Raw genomic sequence first — 22,780 nt, 5'->3', positions numbered from 1 at the left:
AAATGATGCTTGTGAATTATTATTTTGAATTGCGGTTGAAATTCTTTATGGATCGCCCTACATCAAGCTGAGGAAGGATTTCCCTCGCTTGCGTTCGGTTCTACCGAAGCGCACATAATTTCTTTCAGTTTTCCCGCATACCTCTCGGACGCCCTCAAATGCGCGGTGATGTATATGTCTGCTGTTCATGCGAAGTCTTGGATTGATGACCGTCTCAATCAGGTTTTAGTCGCGACCATGCTTGCTGGTATTGGGGCAATGTATTTTGTTATAGGGATGGATTTACGATGGTAGGATGGGATCTGCATGCCTCACTTGCAGCTTTGCTCGAACATAGCGCCCAAGCATGATAAATGAGCCCAATCTCAGGGGCTGCAAACATGGAACCGCGCCCTACCACCATTAGCAGGTCCGGCCACCTCTCCATTGGAATGGTGATGTTCTGGGAGCGTCTCTGGCGGCGGATCGCTCCGGAAGGAGCCCGACTTTGACGCACATAGACCATCTTGCGCAGCTCGATGAGCAATTTGCCGCTGCCGACGAGGCTTGGGCCCGCGAAGTTCGAGGGCACTATGGTGGCAACCCGTTCTTCCATCATGACAAACCAAGCGGGCGTGGTGAGCCAAGCAGCCGGCTGCGCTCAGCACACGAGGCACGCGAGCGCGCCTTCGCGGCCTGCTGCGCTGCACGCGGGCTCCACGCAGCAACGCGCCCGCGCGAGGATGAAGAGTTCGTCCATCTACGTACATAAGGATCGGACATGGCGGGCGACTTGGAACATGCAGCCTTGCAGCACGATCGGGTAGCCTGGGCCGAAGATGCAACCGACGCGATGCTGAAGACCATCGTGGAAAGCGAAGCAACAGGCTCCGTTTTTAGTGCTGTGAGCGACGGCGGAATGCTCACTACATGGCGGGAGCCCGGGAGAACGCAACTGGGTCCCGACTTCAGCTGCCTCTTCATCACGTCGGTCGACGTGGACCACTGGGCAGAGTTGCACCGGCTCGGTGAGGACATCTACGAGGCCGGGGGCTGGATGCATTGGATGAGGCCATCATTCACGTCGTCCAGCTGGCCCCAGCTCAGGCTGACTGGCGGTCCAGGGTGCTGGAGAGTGTCTGGTTCGACGTCGGGCGCACCGCGCGACCTCCATGAGGCGCGTCGTACTTTCAGCCTCGGAAGAGAGGCGCAGCTGAGGTTCTGCCGGTTCCGATGGGAGCCCGACCCGCGGTTTGACCCCCGATCGTTTGGCTATCTAGCTGAAGAATGATCGAGGCTACCTGGCACTCACCACACCTTCAGCCGCCGTCAAACCCGCTGGTCATGAAGCTCGAACGCGGCGCCGACCTCTCCGAGGCGGACAAGCGTACGCTGGAAACTCTGTCCGCTCGCACACGCGAGGTCGAGGCGCGGCAGGACCTCATCCAGGAAGGCGAGCGTCCGGAGGTGGTCCATCTTGTCATGAGTGGGCTGGCCTGTCGCTACAAGGTTCTGCCAGACGGCAAGCGTCAGATCCTGGCCTTTCTGGTCCCAGGCGACTTCTGCGATCTGCATGTCGCCATCCTCGGCTTCATGGATCACAGCATCTGCACGCTGACCCCATGCACAACCGTAGCGATCTCAAGCGAGACCATTGCGGAACTAGCCCTGAACCATCCCCGCATCACCCGAGCCTTGTGGTGGGCGACCTTGGTCGATGAGGGCGTCCTGCGCGAATGGCTCACCGGCATGGGCCAGCGCTCCTCAGAAGCTCAGACAGCTCACCTCTTCTGCGAGCTGCTGGTGCGGCTCCAAGCGGTCGGGCTCGCAGCATCAAACAGCTGTTATCTTCCGCTGACGCAGAACGAACTGGCCGACGCGCTGGGGATCTCGCCCGTTCACATGAACCGCACCCTGCAGCAGCTGCGCACCGTTGGCTTGATTGTTCTGGCCAAGGGCATGCTCACGGTGCCGGATGTTGCCCGTCTACAAGCCTTCGCTCACTTCAATCCCAACTACCTGCATCTCCTCCGCCGAGCCAGGCAGGCTTGAGGATGGCAGGCTGCTCTGAGTTGGAAGCCTGCCTCAGAGCAGCACCACCAGCATGCCGATGCTGAACAGCGAGCCCGCTGCAGCTGCAGACAGAGCGAGGAGTTCAAGGAGATCCAAAGGCTGCTCCTAGAGATGCAAACAACGGCTGCAGAGGCCGGGCTGCGCGCGGTTCAGAGGAAGCTTGGGGACACCGACCACGTCGCTTCTGGGGATGCGTTGAGCGCGACCGGTGCCTGCCGTCCCGAGTGGGTCGACCGGGGTGCCCCACGATCCTCTGCCCTGTAGACAGACCAGGCAATGCCAAAAGTTAGTGACCTCTCCACGAGCGCCCCGGAGGATCCTGACGGGCGCATTTGTGGGAGCGGTGTAACTGGCCGCAGCGACAGGGGGCGCGTAAGCGCGGCCGGGTTACGTCCGTCAATGAGGTGGACTTTCGGGGTGGAATTGGAGCCGCCATCGGTCAGGCAGCCTGTGGTGGAAGTGTCGTGACGCTCTCCTCGATCAACGCCGGAGCAAACCCGGCCATGCCCTCGATCTGCATATAGCGGTGCTGAAGCTGCCACTCGTCGTTGGCCTCCAGAAGCACCGCACCGATCAGGCGTTGGATCGAGTCCGTGTTGGGGAAGATGCCGACCACATCGGCGCGCCGCTTGATCTCCTTGTTGAGGCGTTCCAGCGGGTTCGTGCTGTGAAGCTTGGCCCGATGCTGGAGCGGGAAAGTCAGGTAGGCCAGCACGTCCTCGCACGTGGCCTCGATGAAGACCTTCAGCTTCGGCCAGCGGTTGTGCAGTTGCTCGCCCAGGTGCTGAAGGGCGGCCCGGGCGGCGTCCTGATCGGGCTGCTGGAAGGCGTGGCGCAGGCCGGCAGCCACCATGGTCTGCTGGGTCCGCGGCACGTAGGCCAGCGCGTTCCGGGTCCAGTGAACGCGGCAGCGTTGCCAGGTCGCCTTCAGCACCCGGCGGATGGCCGCCTTGAGCCCCTCGTGGGCATCCGAGATGACGAGCTGCACGCCCGAGAGCCCGCGCTTGACCAAGCTCCGCAGAAAGTCTGTCCAGAACACCTCGGCCTCACTGGGGCCGATGTGCAGGCCGACGATCTCGCGCCGGCCTTCGGTGTCCACCGCGACGGCGACTATGGCGGCCACCGAGACGATGCGACCGCCCTCGCGCACCTTCAGGTAGGTGGCATCGAGCCAGAGATAGGGCCACGCACCCGAGAGAGGGCGCGTCAGGAAGGCGTTCACGCGCTCGTCGATCTCCTTGCACAGCTTCGACACGGAGGACTTGGAGATGCCCGACAGACCCATGGCCTGCACCAAGTCGTCCACGCGCCGGGTCGAGACGCCGGCGATCCACGCCTCCTGGATCACGGCGACCAGCGCCTTCTCGACCGTGCGGCGCGGCTCCAGGAAGCCGGGGAAGTAGCTGCCGGTCCGCAGCTTGGGGATCTTGAGGTTGAGTGAGCCGAGCCGTGTGTCGAGGCTGCGCTCGCGATAGCCGTTGCGGTAGGTGCTGCGTTCGCCTGTGCGCTCGTAGCGGCCCGCGCCGATCAGGCCCTCCACGTCGGCCTCCATCAGGATCTGCAGGACCGTCTCGGCCAACGAGCGCAGGAAGTTGCCGTCGTCAGCCTTCTGCAGCGCCTCGATCAGTGCCACTCTGTCGTCGGTCATCGGGTGCTCCCGGCTCAGGTTGAAGTCCGCAAACTCCACCTTAGCCGCCGGCCCCGATGGCCACCCCAATCCCCACCGAAACGGTCCCGGAAATTACACCTCGTCCGTGGACGCTACCCGCGGCCCGGCGCTGGCGCCTTGAATGTTGACTGTTCCCGAGAGCCGCAACAGGCGTCGTTTGGTCGTGCTGTTCCCTGGCTTCTCTTCATCGCATCTGTGCCGGGGCCACGGGAGGAAACGAGCTTTGCCCACCTCATTGCGCGGTGACGCTGACCTCGACCGTCATCTCCTGCAGGGCGTGGGCAGATCCGTGGAAGCTCCCTACAACCGGCATGGCCTGTGGGAGGTTGCGGGCGACGGCGACCGGGACCAGGTTCGCGCCGCCCATGCTGCGGTTCGTGGGATCGAAGGTGATCCAGCCCGCCCCGGGCAGGTAGACCTCGCCCCAGGCGTGGGTCGAGCCTGAACCCGCCGAGCCCACCAGGGTTCGCGTTGGATCATGCAGGTAGCCCGAGACAACGCGAGCGCCGAAGCCCAGACTACGAGCCGCCTCGACGAACAGGGTCGCCAGATCCCGGCAAGAACCCTCACCGAGAGAGAGGGTCCGACCCGGCGGCTGCGTTCCCTCGTTCTCCCGTGCCCTGTAGGCGATGCTCGCTGCGACGCCGGTGTTCAGGTCCTGGAGGAGTGCGAGGGTGTCGGTTCCGAAGCCCGCGACCTAGCCCTTCGCCCAGGCCAGCAGATGGCCATCGTCCGGATATTGCTGAACCGTCAGACCGCCGAGGTCGGTCCACTCGTCATTGGAGTAGCGGAAGGGGTAGGAGATCACGCCGGCAGTTCCAGCTCGGCCAAGCCGATCATCGGCTGTCTCCTGCGGACGTGTTGCACCGCACAATGATAAAGTAAACGGAGGCAGAACTGTTCCGCCAGGGCATGGGCAAGCCTCCCATTGCCTCTGCGTCACTTCAACCGTGGCCTCAACTCGCGTGAAGCGGACTTTCTGTAGAACGGCTGACGGTAAATTCGGCGGTATCCCGCTAGCCCTCTGCCGGTGCGCGAGTTCGTGTCGGATGCCCTCTGGATAGCCCAATCAGAGAGTTTCAAGTAATCGAGAAATGTAAATAGGTTTCACGCCAACTCGGCGAATTTTGAGTCGGACCATTCTGCAGACCCCGCAGGACGCGCAGGAACTGCTTGGCGTAAGCACCGGGGTGGCGGGGTTTGGGGGCTAGATTTATAAGGCCCGCCCCTGCGCGACGGTTTTCCAGGGCCGCGAATGGCATCGGATTCGAACAGGAGGCAATGGCCCTCATCGTCGATAATCCAGCCGTCTGTGAGCCAACCTACGAAGCGGCCGGAGAATGCAAATACCTTGTCGTCAAGAAGATAGGCGACAGCGCGGCCTTCCCAGAGATAGATGGTCCGCCCATCGCAAAAGGCAGTAGCTCTGCCCTGGTCGTCGTAAAGGTCGATCATAGCTGCCTCGGTTCCGCGCGAGGTTTGCAGCGAAGGTACAGGCGAGACGGTTACTGCCTCTCAGGCAGCATAGTCTCGCTAACGATGAACCCAACGTGATCCAAAATGGCATACCGCCTCGAATCGCCGCTGCGAATGGTGGTCCTAGACCGACCGGCATTCTTACCGCTGCCCGCCTCCAGAGTGCCTATAAAACGTCGAGCTTTGTCTGGCTCTGAAAGCAATTGTCTGAGATGCCGAATTTGCCACAGGTTTCGGCAGAATCAAATATCTAAGAGCTTCTTCGTTTTAAACTCGTGATTTGCGTCGAGTGTGACTAATGCTCTCGTCTGGCCGCCACTTTGTCTCCGCTTGAACTTTGGCGCTGCCTCGGATGCCGCACGAACAGTAGCTTCTACATCAGCCGCCAACTTTGCGAGCCGCAACGTTCTAAGACGAGCCGTCTTCTCGTCGCGAGCCAGGAGACCCGCGTTGTGCGCAGCCCAAGCCTCCGCGCGCTCCTGTGTCCAGCGCTTCCGCCGGTCCGCAAGAGGCTCGCGGCTAAGCGGCACGTATTGGGTTAGGTTGCTCAGGACTGACTCCTCTTCGGACGGTAGACCTAAAATCTGCAGAGCTGAGAGACAGGCCGTCTACCGATAGCTTGTGAAGCAATGCACTCAGGCTCTTTTCTCAGCGTCTCGGGCTTGGCGTAGAGCTTTGAGATAGGAAATTTTATCGTCGAGTTGCTGAATGGCTTCGTCTTGCTCTGCCTGCTGACGAGCAACTTGATCCGCATGTAGTTTCAAATCCAAATCGGACTTTCCGCTCTGTCGCGCCTTGGTAAGTCGATCCATGCTCATCGGACACAGCCCTGCATCATGAGACCGTCACTGCTTGACACTAGCGGAGATGCTCGAGCGCGCCCCTTCTCATATCCAATGCAAGCAAAATTCTTTGCCGCGATCTCGTCTAGGATAAAATTAATATCTCTGAGATCCAAAACTATTTTAGCGAGATCCGTTGGCCTGCATGTTTCCGAATGCATGCGTTCTAGCACAGTATCAGATACAACCATCAGATTAAGCTCGCACTTACCCCGCACAATCGAGAGCATTGCAGTTCCCCGCCCGAAACGCGTGGAGCATTCCATGCATACACTCCTAACATAATCATGGCTCTGCTAAGCCACTCGGCAAATTCTCGAAGCAAAAAATCTACATCTCGATTACAAATAATTCACGGAAAGTCGGTCGGTTCCAAAATATTATTCGATTTCCAGCTTGCGCGATTCCGGATTTCGTTTAATTTCCTAGGCGCGCGTTGTGGCATCCTGCGCTCAGCATCGGGAGCAAGAGTGAGGCCTTCCCTGCCTCGCATGCAAACAGCGTTTTGGTCCTCGATCGCGTCAATTCCCGTACAATGCGAGCTGATCCCAGATCGGCCCGCGAGGACAAGATCGTTGTTAGCAATACTGGATTCGATGACGCGCCGCTCCGCAGCGAGCGGCTCTCGCAACGGTGGACTTTGCGGGTTTTAGTAGGGGTCGAACCATGAAAAGATCTGTGGCAGTTTCGATTTTTCTTCTACTCGGATCAAGTGTAGTGTCTGCACAATCGGCAGATAACCACACGCGAACCTGCGAGCAAGAAGATCATGTCTGTCAAGCAACACGTAGTGAATTCAATGCATCATTTCCAAAAGCCTTTGCCGGAGAGCATGAGGCGCAACGCAACGTGTCGTCGTGCTTGACCAACGGGTGCGACGACGCGGTTCAGAGAGATCGCGTCTTAGGGTGTGCTTGGCGGTTGATGATTATCAAATTCATGGCGGAGGCATCAGAGCTTGCCGATAAGGCCTTTTTTAGTGCAAATTGCACAGGTAGCCTCACCGACGCGGATATTGGCCAGATAGAGAAACAGGCCGACGGCTTGTTACACACAGTCTATAGAAAATCGATGCGGCCGACGGACTGATCAATTGTTGATCTAGCGTGGTCCTTTTGCCGCCCAGCCATAGACGTTAAACTGCATTATTACAACGCCACGGTCTTAGCACTCACCTCGCGCCCGACGGCCTGTCCCAAATTGTGATTCTGCGTATTGTTGGTCCGTCCCGATTCGGCCGAGCATCCAATATCAGCCATCGCCTCCTCTGCGAGTGCCTGCTGGTCCTGACTCCGGGTGAAGATCCGTCGCAGCGTTCGTGGACCTCGACTGAAGGCGGTGACGCGCGGAACGGACCTCGCATGCGGCGATCATTTCCTTCTGCATGTCGTTCAAGTCTCTGACGCGTGGCCTCTTCGCTGAGATGCGGGCGAGTACAGGGCGCTCGTGGCGCTGATTTCCACCCCGGCCAGGATCGCGATGGCAAACACCACGAGTGTGCCTCTCGATCGCTGCCAGTGTGGCGTCGCGGGAAGCGTGCGGACTGAGGTGTTCCCTCTTTTCAGGGGGCGAGGGTGAGTTCGCCCTCTAGCACGGCGCGCTCGCCTAGGGCCGATTTCACGCGGTACGCTGGCTCGCCCGAACGCTCCTCCGGCATGAGCCGAACGATCTCGTAAATGCTGCTGACAGCACCCCCGCGATCGGCGGAGCCGTGCTGCCGGGCCTGCCGCACCTGCTGACCGATCTTGAACTTGTGAGACATCTGCAATCCTCCTGACTTGGCCATTCTGCGGAACGTGGCCGTCCTAACGCCGCGCTCTGGCCTTACGGGCAGCAAAGCGTGCGTCGCGCGCTGCCTTCTGCTCGGCAGCGAGCGTGGCTTGATGCTCCGTCTTCTCGGCGGCCTGATGGACAGCTTTGGCCGCCGCACGCTCCCGCGCGGCAAGGGCCTAAGCCTCGTGCTGAGCCTCGGCTGCAAGACGGGCCATCCCCCGCTCGTTAATTCGAGCTTCTCGTGCCTGGATGACAGCTCGCCGTGCAGTTTTCTGTGCGAGAACAAGTGGGTCATCTGCTGCGGGGCGTGCCCGGAACCGGGCTAGCGTCATCTGCCGCGCCTTCGCCACGGCCTCAAGGCGGTCAACGAGTTGGTTGGCTTTGAATTGGCCCACGGGAAACCTCCTGCGCAGCACGGGTTGGCTTGGATGCCTAGGAAAAAAGAAAAGCCGCTCCAGGGGGAGCGGCTTCCATAATGATCAGAGATGAGGAGACCTCATGCGGCTTGCAGGCTTCCAGCTGATTGCTTGCCGGTGCGGCGGTCCGTTTCCATCTCGTAGGAGACCTTCTGGCCTTCATCGAGGGTCTGCATGCCGGCGCGCTCGACGGCCGAGATGTGGACGAACACGTCCTTGCTGCCGTCCTCAGGTTGGATGAAGCCAAAACCCTTGGCTCCGTTGAACCACTTCACAGTGCCGATGCTCATAGGTATTTCCGTATCTCGGTAGGCAATAAGGCATGACGAGCGCATGCAATCACGCGCTCGGTCGCTCGTCGTCGAAATAAGGGAGAAATGCAGAACGCGCGCCCAAGCGGGCGGCACGGCCGGATATCTGGCCGAAAATCGATATTTGACATGTACGCCGCCAAGGAGGCATTTACAAGCGCGCAAGGGCGAGCTTAGAAAAAAGATAAAAATATTATCTGACGAAGGAAATGGAACGCTGCTTTTTCGCAAAAATTACCTGTAATATGTGTCGGGAGCTGAGAGTCTCAAGCAGGTAGCTGACCTCTTTGAGGCTCCCCGCATCTACGTGTAGGAGGCGAAAACGTATAATGTTACGCTCCATGAAATTCGGCCGCAAGGTTCCTATGCCTTCGATGATCCAGATCAAGCACGGTCTCAGGAAGATGGCCGCGACAGATGCGCTGGTTGCGGCAGTGCGCGAGATGAACTTTACACCAGAAGAACTTTCTCAGCTTATTTCTGTTCTCGCTGAGACGCATGGCATTCCGCCGAATGAAGCGCAGATGCTGTCTGCTCGCTTTGGAGCAGCGCAGAGGACCGCAGCAACAGTGACCTGACCCGTATTTTGGGCCGGGCCAGATGGGAAGTTACTGCATGGTAGCGGCCATGGGTAGGCGGAAGGCCAGATCCGGGAAGCTGACGGGCGCGGGCGGCTGGTAGCCCAGTGACGAGTGCGGCCGCACGCGATTATAGCTGATCTGCTAAAGCCCAATCACGGCCTGTGCCTCCTTCAGCAAGGAGAAGATCTCTTGGCGTAGGCACTCGTCGCGCAGCTCTGCTCGCAGATGCCCGCCTCTTTGCAGGCAACCGCGATGCTCTTGCCCTGGGCTGTCTGCACCTCGATCTGGCGCAATGTTAGCACCACGGGCTCGGCACTCAGCCTCTGTCCTCGCCTCATTTCCAGCTCCTCCGGTCCTGGCTGATCCTCGCAATCAGCCTGGTCCAAAACCAGCCGGTCAGGTCAGATAGCCTTCGAGGCTAAATCGAGATCGTATAATGAGGCCGGGTTCCTTCGCGTGAGCGCGGTTACAGAACGCTAAAAGCAGCCCTCCGGACCGTCCCCTCTAGCTCAAAGCTGATGTTGATTGGTGAACCCGCCCCCTCGCCTTGGCCCTCGGCCGGATACAGCGTAGGGTGTGCGCCTCAGCGATGTCCGCCGGGAAGGAAGGCTATGCCCATCACCTCCGGCGCCGACGACGCGCCAACTTACACCTTCGCGGTCTACAATCCGCCGGCACCCGGGTTGCCGTGGGTCTGTATGTGCTTGCACCCGGACGGGCGCGTCATCGCTGCCACGACCTTCAGGACGCGCCGCGAGGCTGATGCCGAAACGGAGCGCTGCGCCTCGGACATGGCGGACTTCATCGAGGCGCGGAAGCAGAAGACCGTGAAGTCCCTGCACTAGGCCGGGTCTGCTCGCAGGCGAACGGCTTGTGGGCGCTCATCTACTTGCGAACAACACGATGGGTGAGGCGTTGGCGGAGATAGGTCGCCGGAGATCGCCCCATGCTCCACAACGCCGAGGCCGAGTTCGCCCGCTACCTGTTCGCTGTGTATCCGCCGCCGATGCCAGGGATGCCTTGGCTGAGCGTCTGCATCGCGCCGAATGGGCATGTGCTCGACTCAGAGGCGTTCGCGACCGTCGAGGAAGCGAATCTCGTGACCTGCAGAGCGCAGGCAGTCCTATTCGACAGCCTCTCGCAGCGAGTAGAGATCGCGCACGTCCCGGTCGCGGATGGCGCCTTGCACTAAGCCGCCACTGCTGCAGCCGGCTGATTGCCTTCTGCCGGAGCCGTTCGTGCAGGTCCTTCGCCTCGGCCTTGAGTGAGCCAGTGCCGGTGAGAACAGAAAGCCGACCACTGAAGTGGCCGCCAGCGGCGTTGCAGTGGGCATCAAGAGTGCAACTGCGATACGGAGGCAAGAGGTCCCCGGCGATTGCGGAGGCGAAGCGGCGCGGCATGATCGAGCCGAAGGCCGGGGCATAGTGGCTGTAATACCAGTCCTCGGTGAGGGTGACTCACGTGGGGTGAGTAGCCCAGCGAACCCGGGTGTGATTCCTTCTCTGGGCGTGGTTGCCCGAGGAGGATGTGATGGCCGCTCCCGTGCCGCTCCGGTCAGATTTCGATGCGCCGAGGCTGCGCGCGCTCGCCAAGACCTCACGGACTCCAGCCCAGACACGCCGTCTCCTGGCACTCTCAGCCATCTATGCCGGCCGATCGCGCTCGGAGGCGGCGCAGATCGGCGGGGTCGGGCTGCAGACCGTGCGCGATTGGGTGCTGGCCTTCAACACACGGGGACCTGACGGCCTGATCGACGGCAAAGCGCCCGGTGCGCGCCCGCGCCTGAATGCGGCCCAATGCGAGGCGCTGCGGGCCATGGTGGAGCAAGGCCCGACGCCAGCTGCCCACGGTGTGGTGCGCTGGCGCCTGGTCGATCTGGCCCAGATCCTGTGTGAGGACCACGGTGTCTCGGTTTCCGAGCAGACGCTGAGCCGCGTCCTGCGCGCCATGGGCTTCCGTAAGCTCTCGGCGCGGCCTCGCCACCACGCCCAGGATCTGCAGGCGGCGGAGGTTTTTAAAAAGACTTCCCGGCCCATCTGGCAGAGATCGCGCAGGCAACCGGCGGCAAGCCGATAGAGATCTGGTTCTCAGATGAGGCCCGTGTCGGCCAGAAGAACACCATCACCCGGCGATGGGCACGCCGCGGCACACGGCCGGCAGCTCCGAAGGATCAGCGTACCGAATCCGCCTACATCTTCGGAGCGCTCTGCCCTGCACTCGCTAAGGGCGCCGGTCTCGTCATGCCACGCTGCACCACCGAGGCGATGAACCATCATCTCTCCGAGATCGCCCAGCATGTCACACCGGGCGCTCACGCCGTCCTGCTGCTCGATCAAGCAGGCTGGCATCTCACCAAGAAGCTTGTCGTGCCGGGCAATCTCACCCTCATGCCGCTGCCGGCGCGCTCGCCTGAGCTGAACCCGGTCGAGGCCATCTGGCAGTTTCTACGCCAAAACTGGCTCGGCAACCGGATCTTCGGCTCCTACGACGACATCGTCGATCACTGCTGCCATGCCTGGAACAGGCTCATTGATGAGCCCTGGCACATCGTCTCCATCGGCCGACGCACCTGGGCTCATGAGTGCTGATCAGTGAGACTTGGTATAAGAATTTGCTTCCCGAGTGATTTTCGAAAGCGTTGGCGCGGCGGACGTGGCCGAGCACTGTCCTCGGGTCACGATGCCCTGACTGATCCACAGCACCCAAGCGTCGCGCGGCGGTGTCGAGGCTAGCGCGTTCGCTCGCGTGAACCACCATCCTCGGCAGCCCGTCGCCGAGGTGTCAGCGAGTTCGTCCGCTCGGGGGGTAGAAAACTAGGAGCCAGCGGCCCCTCCGAGTTAGGTGGGGTCGGCGCGTGGCAGCCTTGCGCGAGGTGGGCCCAGCGCTCACGAATGTCGCGGGTTGAGGCGAAGGTGGTAGTGCGGACGCGCAGGGCCGCAAGCTCATCCTCAATCTCCCGCCGCACCCGCTCGGCCTCGGTGGTGTCCTGATTGCAACGCCCCTCGTTCTGAATGAGCAGTGCCTGTTTACCTCGGCGGGCCTCCAGAGCGTCGAACCTGTCCTCAGTCGATCCGGCCATAGCCAACTGCTGTCCGTTTAGCTTCTACGAACATCCTTTACGCGAGTTGTAGGGCGAGCTTTTCATCCTCCTGCGTGCGGGCCAGGATGTCCGTCGTCAGATGATTTGAGACGATCTGGGACGCTCAGGAACGGAGGCTCTGGTCCACCTGGGTTGAGAGGTTAGGCAGCCCGCGCGTGGTGGCGCAAGCGGCGGTCGATGAGGGTCTGACGCTTGATCTGCGCCCGCTCGCGCAGGATGCCCTCGCCGCGGCCGAGATAGACGTCAGCGGGGGTGAGATTGCCCAGGCTCTCGTGAGCTCGGACGTGGTTGTAGTGCTCCACGAAGGCGGCAACCCGGGCCTCCAACTCGCCCGGCAGGTAGGCGTGTTCGAGCAGGATGCGGTTCTTGAGCGTCTGGTGCCAGCGCTCGATCTTGCCCTGCGTCTGGGGATGGCGCGGCGCACCGCGGATGTGGGTCATGCCTCGGCTGCCAAGCCATGTCGCCAAGTCACCCGCGACGTAGCTCGATCCGTTGTCGGTCAGCAGCCGCGGGCGATGCGCCACCGGCACCTGATCGAGCCCGGCCGCGGTCAGCGCCAGATCGAGCGTGGCGGTGACGTCGCTGGCCTGCATCGTGGCGCAGAGCTTCCAGGCCACGATGAAGCGCGAGAAGTCGTCCAGCACCGTCGACAGGTAGTACCAGCCCCAGCCGACAACCTTCAGGTAGGTGAAGTCGGTCTGCCAGAGCTGGTTGGGCGCCGTGGTCTTGTCGCGGAACGCGTCGGCGGCCTTGACGACGATGTAAGCGGGGCTGGTGATCAGGTCCTGGGCCTTGAGCAGGCGGTAGACGCTGGCTTCCGAGACGAAGTAGCGCCGCTCGTCGGTGAAGCGCACCGCCAGTTCGCGTGGGCTGAGTTCCGGCTCCTCCAGCGCGAGGGCGACGATCTGCTCGCGGATCTCTGTCGGTAGACGGTTCCAGACCCGGCTGGGCCGGGATGGTCGGTCAGCCAATGCCTCGGGACCGCCTCTCAGGTAGGCGTCGTACCAGCGGTAGAACGTCGATCGGGTGATGCCGAGCTTCTCCAGGGTGCGGCGCACCGGCAGGTGGGATTGCTCAACCAGCCGGATGATCTCCAGCTTCTCAGGGGCTGGGTACCTCATGCCTCGTCGTCCCCAGCCCCGCTCATGCTTTTTTTGAGCAGGCGGTTCTCCAGGAGGAGATCGGCCACAACCTCCTTCAGCGCGCCCGCCTCGCGGCGCAGCTCCTTGACTTCGTCTGCTGTCGCCGCCCGCGCCGTGTCGCCCGCCAGCCGCTTCTTACCGGCTTCCAGGAACTCCTTGGACCAGCCGTAGTACATCGAGCTGGCGATGCCCTCGCGCCGACACAGCTCGGCGATACTGTCCTCGCCGCGCAGGCCCTCCAGCACGATGCGGATCTTCTCCTCGGCCGAGAACTGCCGGCGGGTGGCCCGGCGGATGTCTTTGATCACCGCGTCTGCCGGCTTGCGTGCCAGTCCGGATGTCTGCTTCATCGTCGTGCCTCAGGACTACGATGAACCAGCCATCCTCCGTTCGTGAAGGGCCTCGATGTGTCTCAGGAGCGCTGACGGCGGACAGGGCAGTTTCAAGGTAAATCTTTACACAGGTCGATGGTGCGACTTCGCCACGGGTGACAGGGGAGGCGACCTAATCGCGCTCGCTGCTTTCCTATTCAACCTGAAACAAGATGAGGCGGCCCGCAGCGTCGCCGAAATGCTGGGCGTCGACGCGTATGAGTAATGATCATTTCGCTCCGCTGCCAGAGCTGATCTCGACAGGTCCGCGCCGAGCCACATCGACGGGTAATTTCCCGGCTGTCATGCCGGTGCCCGTCGGTGCTCCACCGGCCCTTCCGCGACGCCATAGGAGTTACGGCGAGCCGGCGGCCGCCTGGCCCTATCTGAATGCAAAAGGCCGGGTGTTATTCTACGCCTGCCGCTTCGCCCTACCGGACGGGAGCAAGAAATATTGTCCTCTCTCCCTGTTTGAGGGCGCCGGTGGAACCCTCAGCTGGGTTTGGAAGGGGCCGCCTGCGCCTCGACCACTATACGGCCTTGACCTGCTCGCGGCCCGACCCGACGCGCATGTGCTGCTATGCGAGGGGGAGAAATCGGCCGACGCCGCCCTCAAGCTCGTACCGGATCACGTTGCCATTACTAGCCCGAACGGGAGCAAGAATGCCCGGCACGCGGATTGGAGTCCCCTGCGCGGACGCCACGTCGTGATTTGGCCGGATGCCGACGAGCCTGGCCTCGACTATGCCCGTGAAGCCGCCGTGCTTGCACTCAACGCAGGGGCGTTCACTGTCGCCATCATCGATCCGCCTTCAAACGTTAGCGTAATCGGGTGGGATGCGGCCGATGCCCTCGAGGAGCGTTGGTCGAGCGAGCGCGCTGGGCAGCTCGTGGCCACGGCGAAACCTTTTTCGACCGCGGGCAGAAGCAACCAAGATGAAGCCTGGATCGACGTGAGCGGCGCCGCCGCGACGTCGGTCGACAAGAACCTGCCACCGATCGCTCGCCTCCGTCCCGCAATTGAGTGGCCACGGGGCTACCGCATGACGGCCAAAGGGCTTGCCTTCAAGCCGCAAGAGGATGAGCCCGGCGAGTGGCTGTCGGGCCCGTTCGACGTGCACGCCCTTGTCCGCACGGAAGAGGGCACCGGCTGGTCGGTGGCGATCTCCTTCCGTGATCCGGACGGCCGCCTGCAGACCGTCGTCGTAGCCCTCGCGGACCTCGCTGCCGGCGACGCCGCGGAAGTGCGTCGCGAGATGGCCGGCAAGGGCCTGCGCCTCGCCTCAGGCCGCAGTGCCAAGGATCGCTTCATCATCGCCCTCGCCAGCCTGACGGTTGACCTGCGCGCCATGCTCGTGAGTCGGAGTGGATGGCACGCCAACGGAGAGGTGTACGCCGCGCCCAACTTCACGGCCACGACACCCGAGCGCGAGGCCGAGCCGATCGTGTTTCGTGCCGATCAGCAGGCCGACGGCTTCCGCACTGCCGGCGACCTGGCGGCCTGGATCGACGAGGTTGCCTCCCTGGCGGCCGGGCAGAGCCGCCTCCTGTTCTCGCTCGGCGTTGCCTTCGCCGGCCCTCTCCTCGAACCGCTCGGCCAGGAGCCCGGCGCGTTTAATCTCGTCGGCCCTTCCTCGTGCGGTAAGACGACGGCTCTGCGCATGGCGGGGAGCGTATGGGGCGGTGGCGGTCCGCTTGGGTTTGCGGTGACCTGGCGGACCACTGCGAATGCGCTGGAGGGTACGGCCGCCGCGCATAACGACAGCCTGCTCGCCCTCGATGAGCTGGGTATGTGCGAGCCCAAGGATCTCGACGCCGCCGCCTACGCTCTCACGGGCGGCTCGGGCAAGGGACGCCTCAAGGCGGACGGAGATATGCGCACCCGGCAGCGGTGGCGGATCATGGTCCTGTCGACAGGCGAGATCACGTTCGCGCAGCGCATCGCCGACGGAGCCTTTTTGCGTGGGGCGCGAGCTGGGCAGATGGTGCGGTTCGTGGATGTGCCGGCCGACGCGGGGCAGGGGCACGGCCTGTTCGATCACTCAGCCGGGTACGGCGATGCCTCCGAGTTGTCCAATGCCGTGCGCGAGCGGACAGGACGCCTCTACGGGACAGCAGGGCCCGCGTTCGTCAACGCTCTGCTTGCGGACCGAGAGAAGGCCATCGGTACGGCACGAGCCCTGATTGCGGCCTTTCTGGCCGAGCGGCTGCCGCCAAGCGCTGGCGGGCAGGTGCAGCGGGTGGGGACGCGGTTCGCGCTCGTTGCCGCGGCCGGCGAGCTCGCAGTCTCCTTCAGGCTCCTTCCCGTCGAGCCAGGTGCCGTGACGGCGGCTGCAGAGAGTATTTTCCGCCAGTGGCTCGCCCAGCGGGGCGGCACGGGCGCGAGTGAGGACCGCAACGCCGTCCGAGCCGTGCGGGACTTTCTGCTGCGGCACGCCTCAGCCCGTTTCATCAAGGCCCAGCACGGGCACGACGAGGGCTCTTGGCGAGCGCAGAACGTCGCCGGCTTCCGCCTCGGCCGTGACGACGAGAACGGAGACTTCCTCTTCCATGATGGCGGGTGGGAGGAGGCGACACAGGGTCTCGACCCGCGCGCCGCGGCCGACGCCTTGGCGGAGGCTGGCTTCCTCGTGCGGGATCCAGGCGGCAAGCGAAAGCGAGCAGAGCGCGTTGGGTATAGGACCATGCGCGTCTATCGGGTCGTGGCCTCGATCCTCGACGGAGAGGATGCGTGATCCGCGATCCTGCGCCCTTAGCTCCCGACTTGCTTGCGCGCTTGGCTGCACTGAGTGAGGGGCGACCCATCCGTCGGGTGGTTGTCACACCTATCACCCGTTGTGTCACACCGTCCGGGGCCAAAGGTGTGACGGCTTTTAACGAACCACATCAATACTTTAGTTCACCTGTCACACCCGTCACACCCGCCACGCCTTCTGAAACGATGCAGTGCGAGTGGGAGGAGCGTGCAGCGATCCTCGAACATGATGGCGGCTGGCCCGACCCCTGGCTGAACGGATGGCCTCCAGGTTGTCTGACATGCTGGCGAGAGGGGCAGGGCATGAGGATTGGGCGGCACTCGACCGTGAGCTGCTAGAGCTTGAGCGATCGAGAGGCCCGGCACGAGCTGCGAGCAGCGGACCGGAACCCCAAGGACCGACCTCCTCATGAGGGCGGGCAGGAATAAGAGCCCTCCCTCTCCATGCGTCGGACGCGCCCCACGCGGGGGGCAGAGGGACACGCCATACAATGAGCGGGTCCCATCCGGAGGGTAGCCACCTGCGGGCGAGAAGCACCCGGCCTTTTTCCAGTTAGACCCCTTGAAAGCTGAGGTGACAGAGGTGACAGGGGCAAAAACTAGGTGACACCGGCTGCGGCAATGCGTTTAGACATAGATCCTCGGCCACTGAGCTTGCTGATGTGACAGCTTTCGCAAAGCAAATCATCTGCCTGAAGGCCAAAATTCTAGCTAGTCAGAGTTGGATCGATGTGAAGCCGGTCGGCGGTTGTTACGCCTATGACGATTGCCGAACATGACCGCCTTTACGGTGACGTCGGCCAGCCTCCACAAAAGCAGCCCTCAAAGCCGCGCGCTGTGTGGCGTTCGCGCCCAAAGAGGTGTGACAGGTGTGACACCCTGATTAAGCCTCGGAAAGATCTGGGGAAATCCTGTCACACGCGGAGAGCGAAGAGGTGTGACATTCCAGGTGGCAGGTGTGACAGCGGTTCATCCCCCCGCATGAGCTATCTCAATTGATCAAGGTGCTCGGGCTCGGTCGCAGGCCGTAAGCGTGAGCGGTAGCAGAACGGACGGCGAATTCAGTTCACGTTTCAACCTATTTCGCCTGATCCGGAAATGGTGCCGTTGGGCGTCGCTGATTGAGCGAGGGCTGCGGGCGCAGGCCCCCGCTTTTCCAATCCGCGCTGTACCCCGGCTTCGCCTAATCCCCTTCGAGCTTGCCGCCTGTCGGCCTCCCATCTCCCCAAGCGTTGAGTATCCTCATGCCTAAGTCCAACTTGGAGCTGCCAAACTCGACACCACCCATCGAAAGAGGCTGCTCACGAACGCCAAATTAGGCGTACGGGCCGCCGAACAGGTCGCCCAAGGCTTTGCGCCGGAACAAGGTGAGCTATCGCCGTCGCTGATGCTCAGGCCGGTCGTGCAACAGGTGGCGCCGCTGACAGAAAGCAGCGAGGTTCGAGGCCGTGTTGTCGCTCGTGTCGCGGTGAGCGGTCGCAAGCACGACCTTCGTCATTCGGACAGCAGCAATCTCCTCGGTAATTGGCAGGCTGCGCAGGACCTTGCCTCGTCCGTCCCGCCACACGCCGGTCGCAGCGTCCCACCAGCGGCCGTCACCCAAGTGAACGACACGATGTCCGTGTGGCCGACCGCAACCTTCGCAGCGCCCACCGGCTCTGCGGAAGCGGATCACGGCTGAGAGCTGCGGCCAATCGATTGGGTAGAAGAAGCGGTGCTCGCGCCGGATGGGCATCGTGGTTCTCGGCGCTGACGTGCCAATGAAGCCTGACCGTACCGATGGGCTCGCCGCATGCCTAGATCTGTCCTGTCACAGCATGGCCTGCGCCGCTGACAGACCGGGTCTGGGGCGGCTCTCACCCTCGCAGCCCTGTCTCAAAAATCGTCGGACACTGTTGGCGAATTCCGGAAGGTAGGGTGCTGGGCGTAGGCTGAGCGTCCCGCTCGGAGGTCGCCCATGTCGCTCCGGTTGCAATCACCGCTCCCACCTGTGCCTGAAGATACCGCTCGCGTCGCCCAGATCGCGTTCCGACGCGGCAATCCCTATCTGCTCCTGCGCACCCGCCTCGGCACCATCTTCGCCGACACTGAGTTCGCCGACCTCTATCCCGCGCGCGGCCAGCCCGCCTACGCACCCTGGCGTCTGGCCCTCGTCACGCTCCTGCAGTTCCGGGAAGGACTGAGCGACCGCCAGGCCGCCGAGGCAGTCCGTGCTCGCATCGACTGGAAGTACCTGCTCGCCCTCGACCTCACCGATCCAGGCTTCGACTACAGTGTCTTGTGCGAGTTCCGCGGCCGGCTGCTGCAGCACGATGCCACCGGACGGCTGCTGGCCCGCATCCTCGACGCCGCACGCGACCAGGGCGTGCTCAAGGGCGCGGGCGCCAACGCACCGACAGCACCCACGTGCTCGCCGCGGTGCGCGACCTCAACCGGATCGAACTGCTGGCCGAGACGCTGCGCGCGGCTCTCAACGCGGTCGCAGCCCTTGTCCCCGACTGGCTGCGCCGGGTCGTCCCATCCGACTGGCACGAGCGCTACGATCGCCGGATCGAGGATGCGCGCCTGCCCACGACCGGCCTCAAACGCGAGGTTTACGTGCTCCAGGTCGGGGCCGACGGCTGCCGCCTGCTCGACGCGCTGGATGGCGCGGACGCCCCGCCACTCGCTGTCGCCTTGCCATCCGTCGCCGTGCTGCGCCGGGTGTGGGCGCGGCACTTCGCGCGCGCAGGTGACGGCAGCCCACTTGCTGGGGCCGGCATCCGATTGCGCCCGGTGCAGGGGCGTGGACCCGGTGACCGGATCGAGTCGCCCTACGACGTCGATGCTCGGTTCCGGGCCAAGTCCGGAACCGACTGGACCGGCTACATGGTCCACCTGACTGAGACCTGCGACCCCGACCTGCCTCGGCTGGTCGTTCACACCGACACGACGCCAGCCAACGTGCACGAGGCGATGCGCACCGCCGCGATCCATGCCGCCCTGGCCAGCTCGGGACTGCTCCCTTGCGAGCACCTGGTCGACGCTGCCTACGTGAGCGCCGAGCATCTGGTCACGGCCCGCGAGCGGCATGGCATCGCCCTGATCGGCCCGACGCGGCCGAACCAGAGTTGGCAGATGCGTGAGGAGGATGCGTTCCAGGTCACCGACTTCGCGGTCGACTGGGAGCGCCACCGCGTGCGCTGCCCCGAGGGGCACGAGAGCACGAGTTGGGGCGGGTACCGGGACAAGGCGAGCGGACGCCCATTCATCCGCGCGGGCTTCAGGCCCGCCGTCTGCCGCCTGTGCCCTGCCAAGCCGCGTTGTACCCGGGCGGCGAGCCGCCGCCTCAGCCTGCATCCGCGCGCCGAGCACGAGGCGTTGGCGGCTGCGCGGCAGCGGCAGGAGAGCGAGGAAGGCCGGCGGCTCTACGGGCAGCGGCAAGGCATCGAGGCGACGATCGCGCAAGGCGTACGCAGCTTCGGCCTGCGCCGGGCACGCTACCGCGGGCTGGCGAAGACGACCTTGCAGAGCGTGGCGACGGCGGCCGCTCTCAACGTCGATCGCCTCGCTGCCTGGCTCTCGCTGCGTCCGCTGGCACCCACGCGCACCTCACGCTTCAAGGCCCTCACGGCATAGCTGTCGAATTCGCCAACAGTGTCCCGTCGTTTTCTGGACACAGCGCTTTGCGCTGTTTGGAGCAGCAAGCTGGGTGGGTATGGCTAAAAACCTTTGAACGAGGGCGCGTCCGCATTTACGACACGCTCCACCCCGTCATGCCCTGCTGACGTACTTCGAGAAGCAGGGCATGATGCGGCGCGACGAGTTCGCCGTCTTCCCAGCAGCCGGGGTGGAAGTATGGCGAGCGGAGAGGGCGGATCAGAAGCTGATGCGGCTGACTGAGATCAACGCTAAGGGCATGGCGCTCGAGCCGCTACCCAACGTCAGGAACTGATAGCGACTTCGGTCCGGGAACCGTAAAGGCACGCGAGCAGGACAGCGTGACAGCCTACGTGTCACCAAGCATCACATCCGCGTTTGTCACGCTACTCGCCACTATCGGACCAATCGAGACGGCGGTGCTGTTTGCGAGCCTCACCAGTGGCGTGCACAGGCCCGAGCGCACAACGCTTGCTCTGCGCTCGGTGCTCATCGCCGGCATCGTGCTGCTCGCCTTCGCACTCGGTGGAGCGCCGGTCCTCGACTACCTTCACGTCAGTGTGCCGGCTTTCCAGGTGGCCGGCGGCATCATGCTGTTCCTCCAGGCTCTCACCTTAGTCTTCTCGAGCCCCGGCCTGTCTTCAATCAGCGAGGGTGAGAAGAAGGCGGCAAGAAGTCTCGGCGACATCGCCGTCTTTCCGCTGGCTTTTCCAGTGATTGCAAGCCCTGGCGCTCTCGTGGCTGTCGTTCTCCTGATGGGCCGCGCAAAGGACATGGTTGAGGGCGGCGCGATCTTGGCGATGCTTGTGAGCTGTCTCCTGTTGACATACATCGCCATGCGGGCCGGAGAGATATTGACGCGCTGGCTAGGCCAGACCGGCGCAGACGTTGCCGGCCGGATCATGGGGGTGCTGCTCGCCGGCCTTGCCGTGCAGTTCGTATTCGACGGGATCCGAGGCGGATTTATAACCTCATGATATCCTTGATGAGCTCATGAGGTTTGGCTGCAAGTTCATCGCCGCTCTGATCTTCTTGCGACACCACTCCGTCCTCATCCATTGCTCTGTCGCCGATGCGGCAAGCGCGAGCGAGGCTGTCGGGCCACCCGAGAGCCGTTGCCGTCCGCTTGAACCGTTCTCCTGCGGGCGTGACTCCGCACCGCCTCCGGACGCGGCAACCTCATGACAGGAGCTGCGTCAAAGCCGTCGTGTATCGTCCGGCTGTCTCGATCAGACTCACGGGCCTGCCTCGGGTAGCGAAGATCGAGCAGCGCCCGGAACTGCAGAGGGACCAGCATGACTGGCAAGCCTCCCGCAACGACGCTCGTGAGCACGAAGGCGGTTAGCATGCCGGCTCTCCGCCATTCCGGAAGATGCAGCTGCCTCTACATCCGCGAACGGGCACGCTGCCCGTCCGACTAAGAGCCGTCCTGCTGATCCAGAGCTCGGCAACTGCGAGCGCGGCAACCGCAAGCCCGACCAGGTTGTGAATGCGCGTGAGCTGCGACAAACCCTCAAAGTGGAAGAGCCACGGCACGCCTGCCAACCAGAAGCCGATCGCGATCTGCGTCCGCGCCTTCCACTTACGGAAGCGCAGCGCGGCCGAAGAGCCAAGGCGCATCACGAGGGCGCCGCCAAACACCGTGCTCCACAGCGCGGCCGGGCTGGAGGTTTCGGCCAACATCCACGGTGAAGCGAGCAGGACTAGGCCAAGCCCGGCGCTCACCAGATTGCACACAGCCCGATAGGTTTTCGTCTCTTGTCCCAACATCCCTGACCCTCCTTCTCTGAAGCAAAGGTCGATCCTCCCTCCGTCGTCCGGCGAGCAGGCCCGAGCGGCACCTGCCCGATCACGGGCGAACCATGTGCGTGGTCGCTCTCGGTCATTCAGGCAGCAAGCACCTCCAGATCCTGCCGCAGGAGCGGAGCAGCCGCAGCCGGCGCATACGGCTTTGGCCGCCCTGTCACACCCAGACTCAGGAGCGCAGCCTTGACCTCGTCGAGGCGCGAGGGCTCGCCCTCCGCCATGCCTTCCGCCGCCGCAATCTCCTTCAGGTATTCGTCCCAGGCCCAGCGCTGGAGGATCTCCCGCTTGCACCCACTCATCAGGCGCGGGTGGCCGAGCACGTCCGCAGGGCTGCTGAAGACGGCAGCGGGATTGATGTGAGCCCGGTCGAGGTCCGGCAGCTGGGTTCGATCAGCCGCGCTCCAGGATGGGCCAGCTGCTGAGCGGGCCCCGGCACCGAGCCTGCGCCCGAAAGCGGCCACGGGGCGCCGGTTCCACTGCCAGGGTGGGACGCGCTTGAGCTGAGTGGCCCGCCCGGGTTCCGGCTCGGCGCTGTACTCGAGGCCCAGGCGCTCCGCGTAAGCCACGGCCTGCGCCCTCGTGGCGAAAGTGAGCTGCACCTCTGTCGCGAGCGTATCGTCGCCTCCGGTCCAACCGATCAATTCGTCGATCTCCGGAGGCGTCTGCCGCTCGAAGCTGAGGATCCAGTCGTTCTCGTGCGCGCGACCGGCCGTTTCGACCGGCCGCTTGCGGCGCCGGATGAGCGCGCGCGCGCCTGCGAGCCAAGGCGGACAGGTGACGTCCGCGGGCGGGCAGTTGTGCCCGATACCGATCACATGGTCTTGCATGGTTGCCTCTCGATCCATCA

General features: G+C 63.2%; 19 protein-coding genes and 3 pseudogenes. 10 read left to right on the top strand and 12 right to left on the bottom strand.

Features of this window, described 5'->3' with window-relative positions; translation table 11 throughout:
• Positions 1-1,323: 1,323 nt before the first annotated feature.
• Positions 1,324-2,031, top strand: a complete 708-nt coding sequence (locus DK389_RS14995; RefSeq protein WP_236960890.1) for a Crp/Fnr family transcriptional regulator — start codon at positions 1,324-1,326, stop codon at positions 2,029-2,031.
• Positions 2,032-2,491: 460 nt separating this feature from the next.
• Here the strand turns inward: DK389_RS14995 and DK389_RS14990 are convergent, their stop codons facing one another.
• From DK389_RS14990 to DK389_RS32410, 4 genes and pseudogenes are all read right to left on the bottom strand, one after another.
• Positions 2,492-3,700 carry an IS256 family transposase gene (locus DK389_RS14990; protein ID WP_109896011.1) on the bottom strand — a complete coding sequence of 403 codons (1,209 nt, stop codon included), beginning with the start codon at positions 3,698-3,700 and terminating at the stop codon, positions 2,492-2,494.
• A gap of 253 nt (positions 3,701-3,953) precedes the next feature.
• Positions 3,954-4,535, bottom strand: a pseudogene (locus tag DK389_RS14985) (transglutaminase-like domain-containing protein); the annotation flags it as partial.
• Between the two features lie 293 nt (positions 4,536-4,828).
• Positions 4,829-5,176, bottom strand: a complete 348-nt coding sequence (locus DK389_RS35635) for a 4-fold beta flower protein (RefSeq protein WP_418292036.1) — start codon at positions 5,174-5,176, stop codon at positions 4,829-4,831.
• Between the two features lie 656 nt (positions 5,177-5,832).
• Positions 5,833-6,015 carry a hypothetical protein gene (locus tag DK389_RS32410; RefSeq protein WP_162560660.1) on the bottom strand — a complete coding sequence of 61 codons (183 nt, stop codon included), beginning with the start codon at positions 6,013-6,015 and terminating at the stop codon, positions 5,833-5,835.
• 741 nt (positions 6,016-6,756) lie between these two features.
• Here DK389_RS32410 and DK389_RS32405 point away from each other — a divergent pair.
• Positions 6,757-7,128, top strand: a complete 372-nt coding sequence (locus DK389_RS32405; protein ID WP_162560659.1) for a hypothetical protein — start codon at positions 6,757-6,759, stop codon at positions 7,126-7,128.
• Positions 7,129-7,600: 472 nt separating this feature from the next.
• Here DK389_RS32405 and DK389_RS14975 read toward each other — a convergent pair whose 3' ends face one another.
• The 3 genes from DK389_RS14975 to DK389_RS14965 form a co-directional block, all read right to left on the bottom strand.
• Positions 7,601-7,801, bottom strand: coding sequence for a hypothetical protein (locus tag DK389_RS14975; RefSeq protein ID WP_109890711.1), 201 nt, complete (start codon positions 7,799-7,801; stop codon positions 7,601-7,603).
• Between the two features lie 187 nt (positions 7,802-7,988).
• Positions 7,989-8,207 carry a DUF6481 family protein gene (locus DK389_RS35630; RefSeq protein WP_418292035.1) on the bottom strand — a complete coding sequence of 73 codons (219 nt, stop codon included), beginning with the start codon at positions 8,205-8,207 and terminating at the stop codon, positions 7,989-7,991.
• Positions 8,208-8,308: 101 nt separating this feature from the next.
• Positions 8,309-8,518, bottom strand: a complete 210-nt coding sequence (locus DK389_RS14965; RefSeq protein WP_109890709.1) for a cold-shock protein — start codon at positions 8,516-8,518, stop codon at positions 8,309-8,311.
• A gap of 362 nt (positions 8,519-8,880) precedes the next feature.
• Between DK389_RS14965 and DK389_RS32400 the strand changes: the two genes are divergently transcribed.
• Positions 8,881-9,117, top strand: a complete 237-nt coding sequence (locus DK389_RS32400; RefSeq protein WP_162560658.1) for a hypothetical protein — start codon at positions 8,881-8,883, stop codon at positions 9,115-9,117.
• A 30-nt stretch (positions 9,118-9,147) separates the two neighbouring features.
• On the opposite strand, the pseudogene DK389_RS14960 reads toward DK389_RS32400, so the two are convergent.
• Positions 9,148-9,336: pseudogene (locus DK389_RS14960) on the bottom strand (integrase core domain-containing protein); the annotation flags it as partial.
• A 395-nt stretch (positions 9,337-9,731) separates the two neighbouring features.
• On the opposite strand from DK389_RS14960, the gene DK389_RS14955 reads away from it, so the two are divergent.
• The 3 genes from DK389_RS14955 to DK389_RS14945 all read left to right on the top strand — a co-directional run bounded on the left by DK389_RS14955 (position 9,732) and on the right by DK389_RS14945 (position 11,708).
• Positions 9,732-9,965: a hypothetical protein gene (locus DK389_RS14955; RefSeq protein ID WP_109890707.1), complete on the top strand. Its 234-nt coding sequence runs from the start codon at positions 9,732-9,734 to the stop codon at positions 9,963-9,965.
• 101 nt (positions 9,966-10,066) lie between these two features.
• On the top strand, positions 10,067-10,312 hold the full coding sequence (locus DK389_RS14950) for a hypothetical protein (RefSeq protein ID WP_109890705.1): 246 nt from the start codon (positions 10,067-10,069) through the stop codon (positions 10,310-10,312).
• 338 nt (positions 10,313-10,650) lie between these two features.
• A protein-coding gene (locus DK389_RS14945; protein WP_109888638.1) for an IS630 family transposase occupies positions 10,651-11,708 on the top strand; the annotation gives its coding sequence in 2 pieces (ribosomal slippage) (positions 10,651-11,143 and positions 11,143-11,708; 1,059 coding nt in all).
• A 652-nt stretch (positions 11,709-12,360) separates the two neighbouring features.
• Here DK389_RS14945 and DK389_RS14930 read toward each other — a convergent pair.
• A protein-coding gene (locus tag DK389_RS14930; protein ID WP_109889188.1) for an IS3 family transposase occupies positions 12,361-13,712 on the bottom strand; the annotation gives its coding sequence in 2 pieces (ribosomal slippage) (positions 12,361-13,374 and positions 13,377-13,712; 1,350 coding nt in all).
• A gap of 326 nt (positions 13,713-14,038) precedes the next feature.
• On the opposite strand from DK389_RS14930, the gene DK389_RS14920 reads away from it, so the two are divergent.
• A complete protein-coding gene (locus DK389_RS14920) occupies positions 14,039-16,468 on the top strand; it encodes a DUF927 domain-containing protein (RefSeq protein WP_236960888.1) in 2,430 nt (809 codons plus the stop codon).
• A gap of 1,392 nt (positions 16,469-17,860) precedes the next feature.
• On the opposite strand, the gene DK389_RS34260 is transcribed toward DK389_RS14920, so the two are convergent.
• Positions 17,861-18,223: a hypothetical protein gene (locus DK389_RS34260; RefSeq protein WP_109890697.1), complete on the bottom strand. Its 363-nt coding sequence runs from the start codon at positions 18,221-18,223 to the stop codon at positions 17,861-17,863.
• Between the two features lie 222 nt (positions 18,224-18,445).
• Between DK389_RS34260 and DK389_RS14910 the strand changes: the two are divergent.
• The 3 genes and pseudogenes from DK389_RS14910 (at position 18,446) to DK389_RS14900 (ending at position 21,104) form a co-directional block, all read left to right on the top strand.
• A pseudogene (locus DK389_RS14910) lies at positions 18,446-20,106 on the top strand (IS1182 family transposase).
• 169 nt (positions 20,107-20,275) lie between these two features.
• Positions 20,276-20,422, top strand: coding sequence for a hypothetical protein (locus DK389_RS14905; protein ID WP_194075210.1), 147 nt, complete (start codon positions 20,276-20,278; stop codon positions 20,420-20,422).
• Positions 20,423-20,468: 46 nt separating this feature from the next.
• The gene (locus tag DK389_RS14900; protein ID WP_109890695.1) at positions 20,469-21,104 is read left to right on the top strand and encodes a MarC family protein; all 636 of its coding nucleotides are present in this window, start codon (positions 20,469-20,471) and stop codon (positions 21,102-21,104) included.
• 364 nt (positions 21,105-21,468) lie between these two features.
• Here the strand turns inward: DK389_RS14900 and DK389_RS14895 are convergent, their stop codons facing one another.
• Both DK389_RS14895 and DK389_RS14890 read right to left on the bottom strand, forming a co-directional pair.
• Positions 21,469-21,897, bottom strand: a complete 429-nt coding sequence (locus DK389_RS14895; RefSeq protein WP_109890693.1) for an SPW repeat domain-containing protein — start codon at positions 21,895-21,897, stop codon at positions 21,469-21,471.
• Between the two features lie 116 nt (positions 21,898-22,013).
• On the bottom strand, positions 22,014-22,760 hold the full coding sequence (locus DK389_RS14890; RefSeq protein WP_109896408.1) for an NADH dehydrogenase ubiquinone Fe-S protein 4: 747 nt from the start codon (positions 22,758-22,760) through the stop codon (positions 22,014-22,016).
• Positions 22,761-22,780 lie beyond the last annotated feature (20 nt).

It is taken from the genome of Methylobacterium durans (assembly GCF_003173715.1).
GTDB lineage: Bacteria > Pseudomonadota > Alphaproteobacteria > Rhizobiales > Beijerinckiaceae > Methylobacterium > Methylobacterium durans.
This window is presented reverse-complemented; position numbering and strand designations above follow the sequence as displayed.